General features: G+C 69.9%; 12 protein-coding genes. 7 read left to right on the top strand and 5 right to left on the bottom strand.

The features are described 5' to 3' along the window. Window positions 1-240 precede the first annotated feature (240 nt). Complete coding sequence (locus ACIBI9_RS09395; protein WP_397221466.1) at window positions 241-1185, bottom strand: helix-turn-helix domain-containing protein; 945 nt, start codon at window positions 1183-1185, stop codon at window positions 241-243. Window positions 1186-1366: 181 nt separating this feature from the next. Between ACIBI9_RS09395 and ACIBI9_RS09400 the strand changes: the two genes are divergently transcribed. Beyond that, entirely contained in the window at window positions 1367-2293 is a 927-nt protein-coding gene (locus ACIBI9_RS09400) for an alpha/beta hydrolase (RefSeq protein WP_397221467.1), read from the top strand. A gap of 615 nt (window positions 2294-2908) precedes the next feature. Next, complete coding sequence (locus tag ACIBI9_RS09405) at window positions 2909-5014, top strand: ATP-binding protein (protein ID WP_397221468.1); 2106 nt, start codon at window positions 2909-2911, stop codon at window positions 5012-5014. Between the two features lie 8 nt (window positions 5015-5022). Here ACIBI9_RS09405 and ACIBI9_RS09410 read toward each other — a convergent pair whose 3' ends face one another. Further along, the gene (locus tag ACIBI9_RS09410; RefSeq protein WP_397221469.1) at window positions 5023-5943 is read right to left on the bottom strand and encodes a hypothetical protein; all 921 of its coding nucleotides are present in this window, start codon (window positions 5941-5943) and stop codon (window positions 5023-5025) included. Window positions 5944-6575: 632 nt separating this feature from the next. On the opposite strand from ACIBI9_RS09410, the gene ACIBI9_RS09415 reads away from it, so the two are divergent. The 4 genes from ACIBI9_RS09415 to ACIBI9_RS09430 all read left to right on the top strand — a co-directional run bounded on the left by ACIBI9_RS09415 (window position 6576) and on the right by ACIBI9_RS09430 (window position 9927). Further along, window positions 6576-7475: a proteasome assembly chaperone family protein gene (locus ACIBI9_RS09415; RefSeq protein ID WP_397221470.1), complete on the top strand. Its 900-nt coding sequence runs from the start codon at window positions 6576-6578 to the stop codon at window positions 7473-7475. Between the two features lie 266 nt (window positions 7476-7741). Next, the gene (locus ACIBI9_RS09420) at window positions 7742-8782 is read left to right on the top strand and encodes a Gfo/Idh/MocA family oxidoreductase (RefSeq protein WP_397221471.1); all 1041 of its coding nucleotides are present in this window, start codon (window positions 7742-7744) and stop codon (window positions 8780-8782) included. Window positions 8783-9125: 343 nt separating this feature from the next. Then, entirely contained in the window at window positions 9126-9320 is a 195-nt protein-coding gene (locus ACIBI9_RS09425; RefSeq protein WP_397221472.1) for a hypothetical protein, read from the top strand. A 67-nt stretch (window positions 9321-9387) separates the two neighbouring features. Continuing rightward, window positions 9388-9927, top strand: coding sequence for an RICIN domain-containing protein (locus ACIBI9_RS09430; RefSeq protein ID WP_397221473.1), 540 nt, complete (start codon window positions 9388-9390; stop codon window positions 9925-9927). A gap of 83 nt (window positions 9928-10010) precedes the next feature. On the opposite strand, the gene ACIBI9_RS09435 is transcribed toward ACIBI9_RS09430, so the two are convergent. After that, complete coding sequence (locus ACIBI9_RS09435; protein ID WP_397221474.1) at window positions 10011-10793, bottom strand: tyrosine-protein phosphatase; 783 nt, start codon at window positions 10791-10793, stop codon at window positions 10011-10013. A gap of 73 nt (window positions 10794-10866) precedes the next feature. On the opposite strand from ACIBI9_RS09435, the gene ACIBI9_RS09440 reads away from it, so the two are divergent. Then, window positions 10867-11739, top strand: a complete 873-nt coding sequence (locus ACIBI9_RS09440) for a hypothetical protein (RefSeq protein WP_397221475.1) — start codon at window positions 10867-10869, stop codon at window positions 11737-11739. 9 nt (window positions 11740-11748) lie between these two features. Here the strand turns inward: ACIBI9_RS09440 and ACIBI9_RS09445 are convergent, their stop codons facing one another. After that, window positions 11749-14229 carry an ATP-binding protein gene (locus tag ACIBI9_RS09445; protein ID WP_397221476.1) on the bottom strand — a complete coding sequence of 827 codons (2481 nt, stop codon included), beginning with the start codon at window positions 14227-14229 and terminating at the stop codon, window positions 11749-11751. 117 nt (window positions 14230-14346) lie between these two features. Beyond that, window positions 14347-16449: a M6 family metalloprotease domain-containing protein gene (locus tag ACIBI9_RS09450; protein WP_397221477.1), complete on the bottom strand. Its 2103-nt coding sequence runs from the start codon at window positions 16447-16449 to the stop codon at window positions 14347-14349. Window positions 16450-16493: the final 44 nt, after the last annotated feature.

A 16493-nucleotide genomic window follows, 5' to 3' on the forward strand; every position in this document is an offset into this window, starting at 1 on the left:
CTCGGAAGGAAAGCCCGAGCGGAGCGGAGGCCTTGGTTTCGGGGCTCCAGCGCAGCGGGCCCACCGGGCAACGGGCGGGGGCGGCGAGCGGGGTTTCGGGGGGATCCAAAGGAGGCCGGAGCGCCCTTGGGAGGCGCTGCCTGGAGCCCCGAGCGCGAAGCGCCCCGGCGTGGAAAGCCTTCGTCGACCCCGCGTCACCGCGGCTGGCCGCGACCGTCGCAGGCGAGGCATATTCGGTGGTCAGCCCTCGTCGGGATCGGCCGATGGCATGATCGTCCGGTTCGTTCCACCCGGGTTCTGGGGTGTCCTGGTGGCCAAGTCGTCCACCAGGCCCCGGCTCGGCTGCTCGGCCGTCCAGGAGGTGAGGATGCGCAGGGCATCGTGCGACGGGCTGCCGGGCTCGGCGGTGAGGACCATGAGCCGCTGCCCCGAGCCGTCGGGGCTGGTCCATGTATCACAGTCGAGCGTGAGATCACCGACCAGCCGATGCCGGTAGCTCTTGGTGCCGTAGCTGGCGGTGTTGACCCGATGCTCGGCCCACCAGGTGCGGAAGTCGGCGTCCTGGACGGACAGTTCGCCGACGAGGCGGGCAAGCTCGGGGTCGTCAGGGTCCGCGACTGCCTCCATACGCAGTGCGGCGACGGCATCGCGGGCGTCATGTTCCCACTGCCGGTGCATGCCTCGCATGACCGGGTCCGTGAACAGCAGGCTCACGTAATTGCGTCGATGTGACGGAACGTGCGAGAAATCGATGTACAAAGCCGCTGCGGCGGAGTTCCACTGCAGGATGTCCAAGCGTTTGCCCAGAACGATGGCCGGGGTTTGGGTGAGCTGGTCGAGCAGGCGTCTCATGGCGGGCCGTACGCGCTGCGCGGGCCGCCGCCGACGCGGCCGGGCGTCGGCCCTGCCGGCGAGTTCATACAGGTAGCGCTGCTGGTCGTCGTCGAGACGCAGCGCACGGGCAAGGGTGGCGAGCACCGATGCGGACGCCCGGACGCGGTCCTGCTCCAGCCTCGTGTAGTAGTCGACGCTGATCGCCGCGAGCTGAGCGACCTCCTCCCGGCGCAGGCCCGCGACCTTGCGGTGAGTGTTCGTCTCGGGCAGGCCGAAGTCCGTCGGGGCCAGTTGTGCCCGGCGAGCTTTGAGGAACGCGCCCAGCTCGCTGGGATCACGTACGGGAGTCATACTCTCCATTGTCCCGACCGACCACACAGATGTGAGGGGGCAGGTTCTTTCCCAGGCAAGAACCTGCCGCTTTTGCGCGCCCGGGACTGGGCCGACCGTAGAGACAAGCCCGGCACAGCGCCGGACCCGGAGCCCACCGCATCGGTGTGGCCCTGCCGAGACAGCACATGCGGAGAACCCCGTGACGAAGATCGACATCACCTTCGACAGCGCCGGCATCCCCCTGGCCGGCCACCTCTACCTGCCCGACACGCCGGCAGAGGGCCCACATCCGGCGATCGTTGTCGGTCACCCCGGCACCAGTGTGAAGGAGCAGACCTCCGGCCTGTACGCGCGGCGCCTGGCGGAAAGGGGCTTCGTCACGCTGGCCTACGACGCGGCCTACCAGGGCGAGAGCGGCGGCGAGCCGCGCGGTCTGGAGGATCCCGCCCAACGCGTCGAGGACCTCAAGGCCGCCGTCTCCTTCCTCACCACGCGCAGCGAGGTCGAGGCAGAACGCATCGGCGCGCTCGGCATCTGCGCCTCCGGCGGCTACGTACTCCCCGCCACCGCGAGCGATCACCGCATCAAGGCCGTCGGCACGGTCAGCGCCGTCGACGTCGCCCGCCAGTTCCGCCTGGGCCCCGACGGAACCCAGGACCCGGCCGTGTTCCAGGCCATGCTGGATACCGCCGCCCGTGCACGCACCGCCGAGGCCCGCGGCGAGCAGCCGCCGGTTCTCACTCTCTTCCCCGACACCGCCGAGCAGGCCCGCGCGCTCGGCGGAGAGCACGGGGTCGAGGGCTTCGACTACTACCGCACCCCGCGTGCCCGGCACCCCCGCGCGGCGAGCTTCTTCACCTGGACCAGCGTCGACAAGATGGCGACCTTCGACGCCTTCGCGCCGATCCCGCTGATCGGGTCACGGCCGCTGCTCATGGTCGTCGGCACCCGCGCCGTCACCTCGTGGATGAGTGTCGAAGCGTTCCAGCGCGCCATCGGGCCCAAGGAGCTCCACTGGATCGACGGCGCCAGCCATGTCGACCTCTACGACAACAAGCAGTACGTGGACACCGCTGTCGAAAGGCTCGCCGGCTTCTTTGCCGAGCACCTGGGGGAAGCGGTCTAAGGTTCGTCGTCAGTCCAGGGCGCGAGCGACGAGAGTGTGAGTGCCGCTTTCGTATGAGGGGGCGGTCTCGTCATCACTTGGTGGCGATGCCGCGCAAGGCCTTGAGCCGATCATGGCGCCTCTGGCTGGATGATCGAGTGACGGACTTTCGACGCGTGACCGGCTGTCAACCGCACCATGCGTGATCGGCGGGCTCGGCCCGGAGGGCACCCGGTCCGGGGCGGGCTCCGGCAGGCCCAGCCGGTAACCGGGCAACGGGCGGGCTCGGCGAGCGGAGCGAGCGGGGGTTTCGGGGGATCGAAAGGGGGCGGAGCCCCCTTGGGAGGCGCTGTCTGGAGCCCCGAGCGCGAAGCGCCCCGGCGTGGAAGGCCGTGCTTCTAGGCCCAGTGTGGAGGCTTGTTGTCCAGGTAGAAGGCGTCCGGGTCGGTTTCGGGCCAGTCGCCCCAGCCCTCGTCCGTGTCGTCAGCTGTCTGCTCCGGTAGAAAATCGTTCACGCCGGACATGCTACTCGGGCCTGCAAACCAGCACCCGGCGTGTCCGCAGGTCCAGGGACAGGCGGGGGCCGCGGCGGTACGATGCGAGAGCAGGTGTCGCCTATCCCCCGTGAGGCTGCTCATGGCAACCCCGACAGGCTGGCAGCGAGACGGCAATCTACCGGCGGAGCTCACCAGCTTCATCGGCAGGACACGGCTCCTCGCCAACCTCAAACGGCACCTCGGCGAGTCCCGCCTGGTGACCGTGACGGGCATCGGGGGCGTGGGCAAGTCCCGTACGGTGCTGAGGCTCGCGCATCTCGTCCGGTCGCAGTATCCGGACGGCGTGTGGTTCGCGGATCTCGGGCGGTTGCAGGACGCGGGCATGGTCAAGCACACCATCGCCTCCGCGCTGGGCATCGCCGACCAGTCCTCGCGGGCCGAGTCCGAGTCGCTGTCGGAGTGGGTGGGCGAGCGCGACATGCTGCTCATCATCGACACCTGCGAACACCTGGTGCACGGGTGTGCCGATCTGGTGCACGAGTTGCTGGAGGCGGCGCCCAATCTGAAGGTGCTGGCCACGAGCCGCCAGTCGCTGAACCTCCCGTACGAGCACGTGGTCCCCGTGCCGCCGCTGCAGGTGCCGTTCGAGGATCCGGGCGAGAGCCTGTTCACGAACGAGTCCGTGCAGCTCTTCGCCGAGCGCGCCGGGGCGAGCGTCCCCGACTTCGTGCTCGACGAGGACAACATCGGCGCCGTGGCCGAGCTGTGCCGCAGGCTCGACGGGATCCCGCTCGCGATCGAGCTGGCGGCCGTGCGGCTGCGGGCGCTGTCGGTGGAGCAGATCCTCGGGCTGCTGGCCGACCGGTTCAGCCTGCTGGCGGGCGCGAGCCGGACGGCGCTGCCGCGGCACCAGACGCTGCGGGCGGCCATCGGGTGGAGTCACGAGCTGTGCGAGCCCGCGGAGCGGCTGCTGTGGGCGCGGCTGTCGGTGTTCGCGAAGGACTTCGAGCTGGACGCGGCCAGGTTCGTCTGCTCCGACGGGCGGCTGCCGTCCGAGGACATCACCGACCTGGTCACGGGGCTGGTCGAGAAGTCCATCCTGCTGATCAGGAGCAACCACGCCGGTGTCCGCTACAAGCTCATCGACACCCTCGCGGAGTACGGCGAGGAGTGGCTCGACAAGCTCGGCCAGAAGGAGCAGATGCAGCAGCGGCACCTGGAGTACTACCTGAGCCTGGCCCAGCGCAGCGAGGACGCCTGGTCCGGGCCGCGGCAGATCTACTGGTTCGTCCGCATGCGGCAGGAGCACGACAACGTCCGGGTGGCGCTCGACCATGCGCTCAAGTCGCCGGGCAAGTCGGTGCTGGCGCTGACCCTGCTGTCGTCGTTGTGGTTCATGTGGATCTGCTGCGGGTTCGTCCGCGAAGGGCGGCTCTACCTGGAGAAGGCGCTGCAGGCCAACCCCACCGTGAGCAAGGAGCGCTGCAAGGCGCTGTGGGTGCTCTCGTACGTGCGCAGCGCCCAGGGCGACAGCGCGGGCGCGTTGAAGGCGGCCGAGCAGTGCAGCACCGAGGCCGTCAGGGTCGGCGACTCCAGGGCCGTGATCCTGGCCTCCAAGATGCAGGGCACGGCCGCGCTGCTCCAGGGCGACCTGCAGAAGGCCAGCGCGCTGCTGGGCGTGGCGATCGAGTTCAACACCGACAACAAGGAGCTGAACCCGGGCCTGCTGCCCGCCATCGTCGAGCTGTCGCTGGTGCTGTCGTCGCAGGGCGAGTTCTACGAGGCGGAGTCGCTGCTGCTGGACTGCCTGCAGGTGTGCAGGGAGCGCGGCGAGCTCTGGGTCAGCTCGTACGCGCAGTGGGCCCTGGCCTTCACCAGGCTCGCGACCGGCAGGGCGGAGGAGGCGCTGCAGAGCGCCAGGGAGGGGCTGCGGATCAAGCGGCACTTCCACGACACGCTCGGCACCCTGCTGGCGCTGGAGACCTCCGCGCGCATCTTCGTCATGCACGACGAGCTGACGCTGGCCGCCAAGCTGCTCGGCGCGTTGCAGCAGAACTGGAAGTCGGCCGGCCTGCCGCAGTTGGGCGCGCCGTTCCTGACCGACGACCACGACGTGTGCGTGCGCGATTGCAAGCGGCGGATGGGCGAGCTGGCCTACAAGAACGCGTTCGAGGAGGGCGCCAGGCTCGACCTGGACGAGGCGTCCGAACTCGCGCTCGGGGGCGAGCCGGACGCCTCTGACTAGCGCCGGCCTCAGACCGCCTGGGGCCAGCGGGTGCCGTCGGGCCAGGCATGGACATAACGTGCGCTGCCGAGGGAGAACTCGATGTGCCCGCGCACCCAGTGTTCGAGCCCCCGTACGTACTTGCGGACCGGCAGCGACGCCCAGTGCTCCAGCGCCGCGCGCCGCTCGATGAACGCGGCGATCGCGTCGTTGTGCATCTGCGCGACCCCGCGCAAGGCGTTCTGGAGAGAAAGATACTTGTGCGTGGCCAGCACGGTGACGAGGTTGTGCCGGGCCTTGTCGTTCCCCCGTTCCTTGGCGTACGAGAGCAGATCGTTGTCCCAGCCGATGAGGTCGCATGCCAGGTCGGACAGCGCGCGGACATCGGGATGATGCCATTCCTCCGCCTCGAGCCGGTAGCCGCCGCCCGCGTCGATGAGCGCGAAGCAGGTGTACGTGGCCCCCGTGATGCGGCGCATCAGCACGTAGTCCTCAGGGTTGGGGATCAGGTCGACCTCGCGGTTCGCCGCCTCCCAGATCTGGGCGAACAGGTACTCCTTCACCGTGATCCGCCACCGGTCCACCTGCGCGGGGGTGGCGGCTTCGGAGATCCGGTGCAGAAGCTCCTTGAGGGCGAGGCCGAACGGGTCGTCGGCGTCCGGCTCCCTGCGTCCGTCGAGGATCTCGAGCAGCGGCGGCAGGGCGCGGGCCAGCGCGGAGGCCCGGTGTCCCATCAGCTCGCCCTCGCAGAACGCGTCGTCGAACGCGAAGAGCCAGTTGTACCAGTCGTTGATCAACCGGAGGCTGTCACGCGGCACGGTCGGGTTGGTCCGGGCCGCGAGCAGGCCGATTTTGGAGCGCCGGAAGTGCTCGATCGCCTCGGCGCCGGTGAGCATGTTTGAGGCGGCCAGCCATGCGTGGCTCTCCGCGTCGACCTCCGTGGCATGCACGTTGATCTCGTTCGGGAACGGACATGGCAATGGAGGGATGTGGAGTGGTCGCCTACCAAAGGTTTGCGCAGAAGTAGCCACGTCATCCAGCATGACGATCGAGTGCACGAAAGGCCACACTCGGCAACTTCGAGCCCTTTAGTGCTTATTTCATACTATGAATCGCTTTGCGTGAACCATTGGATAAACTCGTCAATTGCCACATTCGCGCCGCGCCCAATGCCGGCGGTGAACCCGTACGGCGATCACCTCTCCCCTTCGGTAACGCTCTGACCACGACAGACTCCTCCTCGTGGCGAGCGGCCCCCACCCACGGTCGTAGACCCGGGCAGGAATCGGCGCTCCCGTGTTACAAGTAGGCGAAGAGTCCCGGCGTGACCGTAATAAGCCGCGAGCACCAGCAAAGTGTCACCTTTGCCGTCGGCCGCGTCGACCGGCACCCCGACCTCGGCCTACGCCCGCGACCTCCGGGCGACACCGGCCCTGGCCAGGTCGAACATCCCCGTGGCGAACCCCGGGCTTCGGGTCCGTGGCGATGTGTCCTATTGACCCTCGATAGGGTGCCGTGCGCGGAATCGTTCCGACCCGCCGTAGGTTCTGGTGAAGAGTACCTAGGGAAAGGCTGTCCAACCGTGTTCGACCCGAAGGATCTCTACAAGCTCGCAGACGACGCGCCCGAGCTGCCCGATCCGGTGTTGCTGTACCACTTCGACGGCTTCGTCGACGCGGGCGCCGCCGGACGCCTCGCACTGGGCCACCTGCTGGCCGAGCTGGAGCACCGGGTCGTGGCGACGTTCGACGTGGACCGGCTGCTCGACTACCGGTCTCGCCGGCCCATCATGACCTTCGACACCGACCGATGGGTGGAGTGCGAGAGCCCGGAATTGGCCGTATATGTCGCGAAGGACGCGACGGGAACGCAGTTCCTGGTGATGAGCGGACCCGAGCCCGACCGGGAGTGGGAGCTGTTCACCAAGGCCGTGTCGGACCTGGTGGAGCGCTTGAAGGTGAGCAAGATCGTGACGCTCCACGGCATCCCCATGGCGGTCCCCCACACCCGGCCGCTCGGCCTCACGATGCACGCCAGCCGGCCCGAGTTGATCAACTCCCAGACGAGCGCGTTCGGACGGGTCCAGGTGCCGGGGAGCGTGGCGGCGCTGCTGGAGTTCCGGCTGGGCGCGCAGGGCCACGACGCCCTGGGGTACGCGATCCACGTGCCGCACTACCTCGCGCAGGCCGAGTACCCGACCGCCGCCGTCACCGGCCTGGAGGCGGTGACGCGGGGCACGGGGCTGGTGTTCCCCCTGGACGCGCTGCGCGACGCGGCCCGCCGCACGACGACGGAGATCGAGGAGCAGATCCAGGCCTCCACCGAGCTCTCCACCGCGATCAAGGGGCTGGAGCAGCAGTACGACGCGTTCGCGGGCGGCGCCGAGCGCGAGAACCTGATGGCCGAGACGACCCCGATGCCCACGGGCGACGAACTGGCCGCCCAGTTCGAGCGCTTCCTCGCCGAGCGCGACGACGAATAGAACCCCATATTTTACGGTGACCCAAGCCGGCACCACCCGCCGCACGTGGCCGGGGCCTGTCCAGGGTGACGCTCACCAGGTGCGCGTGGCGGGCCGCCGTCACGCCGCCCCGTGGGCCGCCTGGGTGGTGCCTTGACGACCTCGGGGACAAGGCCGCCTTCGTGGACCCCGGACCAGCGGCGCCTTCCTTCGTCGACCCCGGAAACAGGCCCGCGGCCGGGCACTGCCTGAGGGGTCTCCCCGGGCCTGCCGGATAGCCTGAGGAAATGACTGACATCCGGGTCGGACTGGTCGGCTACGGCACCGCCGGAGCGTATTTCCACGCCCCCCTCATCCACGCCACCCCCGGCCTGTCCCTGGCCGCCGTCGTGACCGGAAACCCCGCCCGCCAGGCCGAGGTGGCCGAGAAGTACGGCGCGATCCCGGTGTCCGACGTGGAGGAGCTGTGGGGCAGGTGCGAGCTCGTCGTGGTCGCCTCCCCCAACAGGACCCACGTGGCCACCGCCGCCTCCGCGCTCACCGCCGGCCTGCCCGTCGTCGTGGACAAACCCCTGGCCAGGACCGCTGCGGAGGGCCGCGAGCTGGTGCGGCTGGCCAAGGAGCGGGGGCTCATGCTGACCGTGTTCCAGAACCGGCGATGGGACGGCGACTTCCGCACCGTCCGCAGGCTGGTCGAGGAGGGGCGGCTGGGTGAGGTGCTGCGCTTCGAGTCGAGGTTCGAGCGGTGGCGGCCGGTGCCCAAGGGCGGCTGGCGGGAGACCGGGGGCGCGGAGGAGATCGGCGGGCTCCTCTACGACCTGGGCAGCCACCTGGTGGACCAGGCCCTGCAGTTGCTCGGTCCCGCGCGCGAGGTCTACTGCGAGAGTGACGTGCGGCGCGAGGGGGTGGCCTCCGACGACGACACGTTCATCGCGTTGACGCACGCGGGCGGGGCCCGGTCGCATCTGTGGATGAGCTCGGTGGCGGCCTGGCGGGGGCCCAGGTTCCGGGTGCTGGGCTCGTCGGCCGGGTTCGTGAAGCACGGGATGGACGTCCAGGAGGAGCGGCTGCGGGCGGGGATGTCGCCCGGTTCGCCGGAGTTCGGGGAGGATGACGAGGGGAGCTGGGGGCTGCTCGGCACGGAGGAGGCCCATCGTGCCGAGCGGACGGAGCCGGGGGCGTACCTGGACTTCTACCGCGGGGTGGTGGCGACGCTGCGCGAGGGCGCGCCACCACCCGTGGACCCGGAGAGCGCGATCGACACGCTGACCGTCATCGAGGCCGCCCACCTTTCGGCCACCCAGCGCATCGTCACCCACCTGGGCTGACCCACCCGCCCGGACACGAGCGGCGGACCAGTCGAGTCACGCAGGGCGGCGACAACGTCGGTCCGGCGGCAGCGGTCCAGCGGTAGCGGCCCACCAGTGATGGCCCACCAGTGGCGACCCACCAGTGACGGCCCACCAGTGGCGACCCACCAGTGCCGACCCAGCAGTGCGGCGTCGGCCCGATCCTGGCGACGTCCGTCCGGTGGTGGCGGCGTCGTCCGACCCTGGCGGTGTCCGTCCGGTGGTGGCGGCGTCCGTCCGAACGTCGTGCAGGTCGCGGACGATCCGCAGCCGTTCAGCGAACACGGCCTGTCCACCGCGCTTCCTCGGCCTGGTCCCGAAGATGTCGCTGTGCGCGGTCGGCCTCGCCGCGCTGGCCGTCGCCGGCCGGCGCCGCCGCGGCGTCTCCCGCGGGGCGTGCGTCCTGTTCCTCCTCGCCGCCCTGGTCGCGATGCTGCTCTCCCCGCACCAGCCCACCGCTCTCCTCGCCGGCCTGGGTCTGGCCTGGGCCGCCAGGAGCTCGGGATCCCGGAAATGAGTAGGCCCTACTCATGAGAAATCCGCTGGTCACGCTCACTCTGGATCACATGACAGGAAATATGATCATGTCCTTCGCAGCAGTCCGCCGTACCCTCATCGTCGCCTTGACAGCAGCCGCCGGCCTCGCCGTCACCGGGATCGGGGTCGCCCACGCCGAAACCACCTACTACGAGGTCGTCGCCGAGCACAGTGGCAGATGCCTGGACGTTCAGGACGCCAGCCGCGCCAACAAGGCCAACGTTCTGCAGGCGTACTGCGTGAATGGACACAACCAGCAGTGGTCTCTCAAACGAACCGACAACGGCTATTTCAAGCTCGTCGCCCGGCACAGCGGCAAGTGCCTGGACGTACAGGACGCCAGCCGCTTCCACGGCGCCGACGTCCTGCAGGCGAACTGCTGGGACCCGGGCTACAACCAGCAGTGGAGGATGCGGACGATGCCCGGACCGAAATGGCGCGGCACGGACCTCCCCTTCGAGCTGATCGCCCGGCACAGCGGCCTGTGCCTGGACGTTCAGGACGCCAGCCGTGCCCACGGGGCCAACGTCATACAGGCGATCTGCAAGGACCGCCCCAACCAGATCTGGCGCCTCCGAACCCCATGAGCGCCGACCGAAGGTCCTGACCCCGGCCCCCGCATCGCTTCGGCGCGGGGGCCGTCCGCCAGCTACGCCACCGGAGTGGCGGGTCAGTCCCGCAGGCGGGCGCGCATGGCGGCCGTGTCGGCGTCGGTCCAGCCGTGCCGGGTCAGCCAGCCCATCGGCCCGCCGAACCGCTCGTCCAGCACCTGGAAGAACTGCTCGATGTACCGGGCCCGCGGCATGTGGTCGTCCGCGGGCCGCGAGTCCAGGTCCCCCCGGTACGTCTCGCTGCCCCGCAGCCGCTTGAGGATCAGCTCCAGCCGCTCGCCCGTCGCCACGTAGTCCTCGACGATCGCCTCGCGGGTCGCCCCCGCCACCTCCAGCGCCAGCGCCGACAGCACCCCGGTGCGGTCCTTGCCCGCCGCGCAGTGCACCAGTGCCGCCCCGTCGTCCAGCGACATCGCGCGCAGCGCCGCCACCACCGCGTCCGGGCGGTCGCGCAGGTAGCCGAAGTAGAAGCCGGTCACCCGCAGTTCCTCGTCCAGCGCGCGCTCGGCCCAGGGCAGCACCCGGTCGGCGTCGATGGTGTCGGCCTCGACGTCGGTGTGCGTGCCACCCTCCGCGAACAGCGTCAAGTGGTGGTGGCGCACCTCGGGCACCAGGGTGAGCGGCCCCGGCCCCTCCAACGCGACCTCCGCGTTCGAACGGAGATCCACGACGTGCCGCAGTTTCAGCTCACCCACCAGCACCGCCACGTCACCCGGCGTGAGGCCCTGCAGGTTGTCGGCGCGGAAGATCCGCCCGCGACGGGTGCGGCCACCGTCGCGAGTAGGCAGTCCGCCCAGGTCACGCGCGTTGACCGCGCCTTCCAGGTCTATCCACCTCGTCATCTCGTCCATTATTGCGACCCTATATGTCCGCCAATTATGAGCGGATTCGAGGTTCATAACGCAGCATGAACGTATGGATCCACGACGTCTGCCGCCTCGGCTGGTGATCGATCCAACGCTGCACCCGGAGATCTCGGTCGAGCTGCGGTCCAGCCCGCACATCCTCCGCATGGCCCGATCCGGTGTGCGCGTGGACACCACGAAGAACCCTGCCCTCCTCTTCGTGATCCCGGCCCTCCTGATGGTGATCGCCGTTGCGACCGGCGCGGAAGCCCTGCTGGTCCCCGGTGTGGGGCTCGGGCTGATCGTCCTGTTCAGGTGGATGGCGTTGGACGGCACCTACCGCTCGACCAGGCGGCGGATCCGCGCCGCCCAGGTCCACGCCAACCGCTTCATCCTCCCCGAGGACCTGGACTACCCCTGCCAGATGCTGCTGCGCAGGGCGCAGAACGCGGTCGAGGCGATCATGGCCTCCCGCGTCCACCGGGACGGCCTGATCGACACCATCGACAACCGGGTGTCACTGCCCGAGGAGATCTGGCAGATCGCCCAGCGGCTGCGGAAGCTGTCGTCCATGCACGCCGAGCACGGCAAGATCGTCCCCCGCGAGCTGCCGCCGGGCATGGAGGACGCGTTCAAGCCCTACACCACCGCGCTGGACGCCGCCTGGACGTCGCTGTCGCACCGGGTCCGCCACCTGGAGAAGTACGCCAAGCAGGTGATCAAGGCGGACAAGGTCTACCACGCGCACCGGCGGCTCGAGGCGCTGGCCGCCAAGACCCCCGAGTACCAGCAGCTGATCGCCGACACCGTGCGGGACGAGCTGGCCCACGAGCGCATCAGGGAGCTGGCCGACCAGGCGGCGCACGTGCGCAAGCTGTTCGAGGAGAGCATCGCCCAGGCCAGGCTGGCGGCGGGCGAGCTGATCAGGACCCCCCTCACGTGATCCGGCCGCTCAGGGGTCGGCGCGTCTGAGGAGCTCCAAGGTACGGCGCATCCCGGCCTCGTTGCCGAGGCTGCGGTAGATGTCCCTGGCCTGCTCCAGCGGCTCCACCGCGGCCCCACGCCCGCCCGCGTCGAGGTGCGCCTCACCCAGGTAGCGCAGGCTCCTGGCCATCCACCACCGGTCCTCGAGCTCCTCGAACCCCCGCACCGCCCGCCGCAGCTCCCCCTCCGACTCCTCGATCCGGCCCAGCCTCGCCAGGGCCCGCCCGGCCGACACGGCGGTCCTGGCCACCCCCCACGAGTCGCCCAGCGCGACCAGGATCTGCTCGGCCCGCCGGACGAAGTCCAGCTCGCGCAGCCCGTTGTCGGGGTCGCCGACCTCCCCCGCGGCCCGCAGGCAGCGGGCCTCCTCCCACAGCTCCCCGCGCTGCCTGAACATCTCGGAGGCCCGGTCGAGGCTGAACCCGGCCCTGGTGAACAGGTTGGCCGCCAGCCGGAGGTCGCCCGCGCGGTGCTCGGCGCGCGCCTGCGCGGCCAGCACCTCGCCGTAGACGCGCAGGGTCTGGGCCTCGGAGTAGCGGTTGCCGTCCCGCTTGAAGATCTCCAGGGCGTCTTCCAGCAGTTCCCTGGCCTCGTCGGGACGGCGTTCCGACATGCGCATCTCGGCGAGGTTGCGCTGGGTGCGGGCCATCCACCACAGGTCGTCCTCGCCCTTGAACGCGGTGATGGCCCCGATGAGGTAGTCCTGCGCCCGGTCCAGGTGGCCGTCGCTGAACAGCGTCATGCCGATCGTGCGCATGGCCCTGGCCGCCCACCAGGTCTCCCCCAGCTCCTCGAACGTCTCCAGCGCCCGCCTGGCCTCCTCCAGCGCCCGCTCCCGCAGGCCCAGGCCGCCGTGCACGGAGGAGCTGTCGAGCAGCGCGATGGCCAGCGCGCGCCGGTCTCCGGTCTGCTCGGCGGCCTCGCAGCCGAGCTCGGCGACGGCCACCCAGTCGGCCCAGTACGCGCGCAGCGAGTGGCACAAGGAGCAGAACGCCCTGGCCAGACCCCAGGTCAGCTCCCACAGCCGGAGCTGGCGGGCCAGCTGGATCATGACGAGCAGCGTCAGCCGTTCGGCGTTGAGCCAGTCGCCGGCCAGGACCTGCCCGTCGGCGTCGGAGCGGCGGCCGCCCTTGCTCCAGTCCTGCGGCCAGCGGTTCTGCGCGGCCTCCTCGGCGCGGCGGCGGTAGCCGTGGAGCACGCGCTCGATGGCGGCCCTGCGCCGCTCGACCTCGTCCTGCTCGGCCAGCTCCGCGGCGAACACCCTGACCAGGTCGTGCAGCCGGTAACGCATGGTGCCGGTCTGGTCGGTGCCCGAGCACTCGGCGAGCTGGGCGTCGATGAGGGCTTCGAGCTGGTCGGCGCCGTCGAGCCCGGAGCTGTCGAGCAGCTCGCCGGCCACCCAGCCGGGCACGTCGGGCGCGGTGAGCGCGCTGAGCAGGCGCAGCAGGCGGCGCTGCATGCCCGTGCAGTCGTCGTAGCTGAGCTGCACGGAGGCGCGCACGCTCTTGTCCACGGTCGGGGCCACTTCGAGCTGGTCGAGGCGGCGGCGCGTGTCGGCCAGCCGGGCGGCCATCTCGCGCATGGTCCACTGCTCGCGGGTGGCCAGCCGGGCGCCGCAGATGTTGATCGCCAGCGGCAGGTAGTCGCACAGCCGCACGACCTCCTTGGCGGCCTCCAGGTCGTCGACGACGCGGTCGCCGCCGGCCAGCCTGGCCAGCAGTTCCACGCCGTGCGCCTCGCTGAACACGCTCAGCCGCGTGTCATGGGTGCCGTTCAGGAACAGCGGCGCGCGCGAGGTGACCAGCACCGCGCAGCCGGGCTCGGCCGGGATCAGCGCTTTGACCTGGGCGGCGTCGTGGGCGTTGTCCAGCCCGATGAGGATTCTGCGGCCCTTGGTCCAGGTCAGCCAGAGCTTGCGTAACTCGTCCAGGCCGCCGGGGTCGGTGGTCAGGCGCACGTCCAGCGCGCGCAGGAACCCGATCAGCACCTCGTCGGGGCGCACCGGGGCGTCCACGCCGCCGCGCAGGTCGGCGTAGAGCCTGCCGTCGGGGAACCAGCCGGCCATCTCGTGCGCGAACCTGGTCATCAGCGCCGACTTTCCGACGCCGCCCCGGCCGTACAGGGAGACCACGAGGGGCGGTGAGGGGTCGGAGGTCTTCCTGCGCTCGGTGAAGACCTCGTGTAACTCGGCCAGCGCCTCGGCGCGGCCGGTGAAGTGCTCGGGGACCGGCGGCCACTGGTCGGGCGGGAGCGAGCCGGGCGCGGGGAGCGCCTCCTGCCGGGGCTCGCGCGGCTCGGTGGTGGCCCAGGTGGTCAGCCCGACGAGGACGGCCGCCGCGCCGGTCACGGCGACCTTGGCCAGCGGCGGGATCTCCCAGTCCACGGAGGCGGTCAGCACGCTCGCGGCGGCGGCCGCGAGGCCCGCGGAGATGGGCGCGGCCCATGGCACCTTTCTGCGTCTTTTACGCGGTTTGTCAGGTAGGTCCCCTGTCAACGAACACCCCCTATGGGGTAATTCAAGCCAATGGGGTACGGCTTGCGCCAGCCGTACCCCATCGTTCATCTGTTAGCCGATCACGTGACAGGTGGCCGTCGCCGTCTTGCTCGGGTCGCTCTCCGAGGTGGCGGTGAGCTTGACCCTGGCCAGGCGGTCGCCGCCGGACTCCCGCACGGCGTTCACGGTGACGAGGTCCTGCTTGCCGAACGCGACGGAGTCCAGCGCGTTCGGGAGCTGGGCGGTCCAGCCCTTGCCCTGGATCTCGGCCTTGAGCCGGTAGACGTCGGAGCTCAGGTAGGCGCTGACGTCCTCCGGGTGCTGCCCCTGCGCCGGGGCCGCCTTGCCGGTGTTGAACAGCGGGAACTTGCAGGTGGAGATGTTCTTGCCGGTGGGCAGGCCGGCCGAGGGGAGCAGCTTGACGCCGCGCTTCTGCGGGCCCGCGCCGTCGAGCGAGCGGACGGCGACCGTGTAGGACAGCTCGCCGGCGCGGTCGCGCTTGACGTCGGTGACGTAGAAGTGCAGGCGGTTGGCCTCGTCGACGTACTCGTACTCGCTGCCGGAGTCCGTGCCGGCGTGGAAGAGGGCGTCGGAGAGCTGGCGGTAGTCGCCGACCGTGATCGGCACCTTCGTCCCGTCGGGCAGCACGTAGTCGGTCATGCCGATGTCCTGCGGGTTCGCGTCGACCACCCACTCGAACGGGGCCCGGTCCTGGTTCTTGGTCTTGGCCAGCAGGACGCCGGAGTCGGGCGTGAAGGAGTCGGTGCCCACGCGGTCCACGACCTCGACCGTGTAGTTCTCGTAGCCGCCGCCGTCACACAGCGGGTTCGTCGTGACGTCGCAGGCGGGGCTCTTGTCGCCGGTGTCGAAGGAGATGTTCACGCCGGACAGCTCGTTCGCGCCCGGCTGGATGGCACGGGCCACGACCCTGGCGGTGACCAGGCCCGACTCGTCGAGCGCCTCCCGCGAGAGGCGTAAGACGTTCTGCTCGTCCACCATCTCCAGCTTGATCTTGTTGCGCAGCATGTGCTGGGCGCCCATGGACGCGCCGGCGGTCGGCGGGATGAGCCAGCGGGAGTGCGGGCCGCCGGGGCCGTTGAAGCTGCCGCGGCTGAGCATCTCCCAGATGCCCGTGTACGCCCTGCGCGGCGGCACGCCGTACGGGTTGTTGTAGTTGTCGGCGATGCCCATGATGTGGCTCAGCTCGTGGGCGTAGACGGCCATGCCCGAGCTCTCGGCCTGGACCGAGTCGACGCCGAAGCGGGCGTTCGGCCAGAAGTTGGAGCCGGCCTGCCACGAGGTCCAGTCGACGTAGCGGGTGTCCACCCAGTTGGGCAGCGCGGGGTCCGGCGGGCCCCACTCGTCCGGCACGTCCTCCTTGGTCGGGAACTTCATCATCCCGAACTCCTGCCAGGTGGACGACTCGTCCTGGCCGGCGCTCAGGTAGAAGACGAAGTCGAACTGCTTGGCCACCTCCTCGCCGACGGCGCCGATCCAGGCGGCGTTGCCCTCGGTACGCAGGTTCTTGCTGCAGCTGTCGCCAGCCGGGCAGCCGGTGCCGCCCTGGAACTCCATCGCGTACTCGTGGTCCTTGCCCGACAGCGTGTAGGGCCCGAACCCGGTCAGCTCCACCCCGTACCTGCCGCCCGAGTCCTCCATCCAGTACTCGTGGATGGTGTGACCCTTGTTCAGGTCGTTCGGGGTGTTGAGGAAGTCCTGGTAGAACTTGGCCACCTGGTCACGCGGGACGTCGTGGGCCTCGGCGCTCGGGTTCGCGTAGATCGTCGAACCCTTGGGCTGCGTCACCACGAACGGCTGGTTCGGGTAGTCGAGCAGCACGAGCGCGCCCTTGAACGTGCGCTTCGACCCCTTGACGGCGGGGTCGTTCCACTTGGTGCCGGGCGGCCGTTTGTAGTCCGCCCACGTCATGTTGTCGGGATTCTCCCAGTTCTGCGGATCAATCGGCTTGATGCCGCCGGCTGGGCGGGAGCGCAGGGCCTGGGCGTCGGCGGATTCGTCGAGCTGCCAGGGCTGCGTTTGCGGCCAGTGGTTCTGCCGCCACGGGTGCTCGGGATCGGTGGGGGGTGCTGCGGAAGCAGGGGTCGCCATCAGGCTCACCGGGATCAGCACGATGGCCGCCAGCAAACCCTTCAGCAGCTTCTTCGGGGCAATCACGGATTGACGGTATAGACGATATTGACGGAGATCACCGATCAGTT

This window comes from Nonomuraea sp. NPDC050451, from assembly GCF_044458585.1.

What these genes read in the sequence shown, in the direction of transcription:
- ACIBI9_RS09395 (WP_397221466.1), bottom strand. Translation starts at nt 1,185, where the DNA reads ATGACTCCCGTACGTGATCCCAGCGAGCTGGGCGCGTTCCTCAAAGCT.
- ACIBI9_RS09405 (WP_397221468.1), top strand. Translation starts at nt 2,909, where the DNA reads ATGGCAACCCCGACAGGCTGGCAGCGAGACGGCAATCTACCGGCGGAG.
- ACIBI9_RS09420 (WP_397221471.1), top strand. Translation starts at nt 7,742, where the DNA reads ATGACTGACATCCGGGTCGGACTGGTCGGCTACGGCACCGCCGGAGCG.
- ACIBI9_RS09425 (WP_397221472.1), top strand. Translation starts at nt 9,126, where the DNA reads ATGTCGCTGTGCGCGGTCGGCCTCGCCGCGCTGGCCGTCGCCGGCCGG.
- ACIBI9_RS09430 (WP_397221473.1), top strand. Translation starts at nt 9,388, where the DNA reads ATGTCCTTCGCAGCAGTCCGCCGTACCCTCATCGTCGCCTTGACAGCA.
- ACIBI9_RS09435 (WP_397221474.1), bottom strand. Translation starts at nt 10,793, where the DNA reads ATGACGAGGTGGATAGACCTGGAAGGCGCGGTCAACGCGCGTGACCTG.
- ACIBI9_RS09440 (WP_397221475.1), top strand. Translation starts at nt 10,867, where the DNA reads ATGGATCCACGACGTCTGCCGCCTCGGCTGGTGATCGATCCAACGCTG.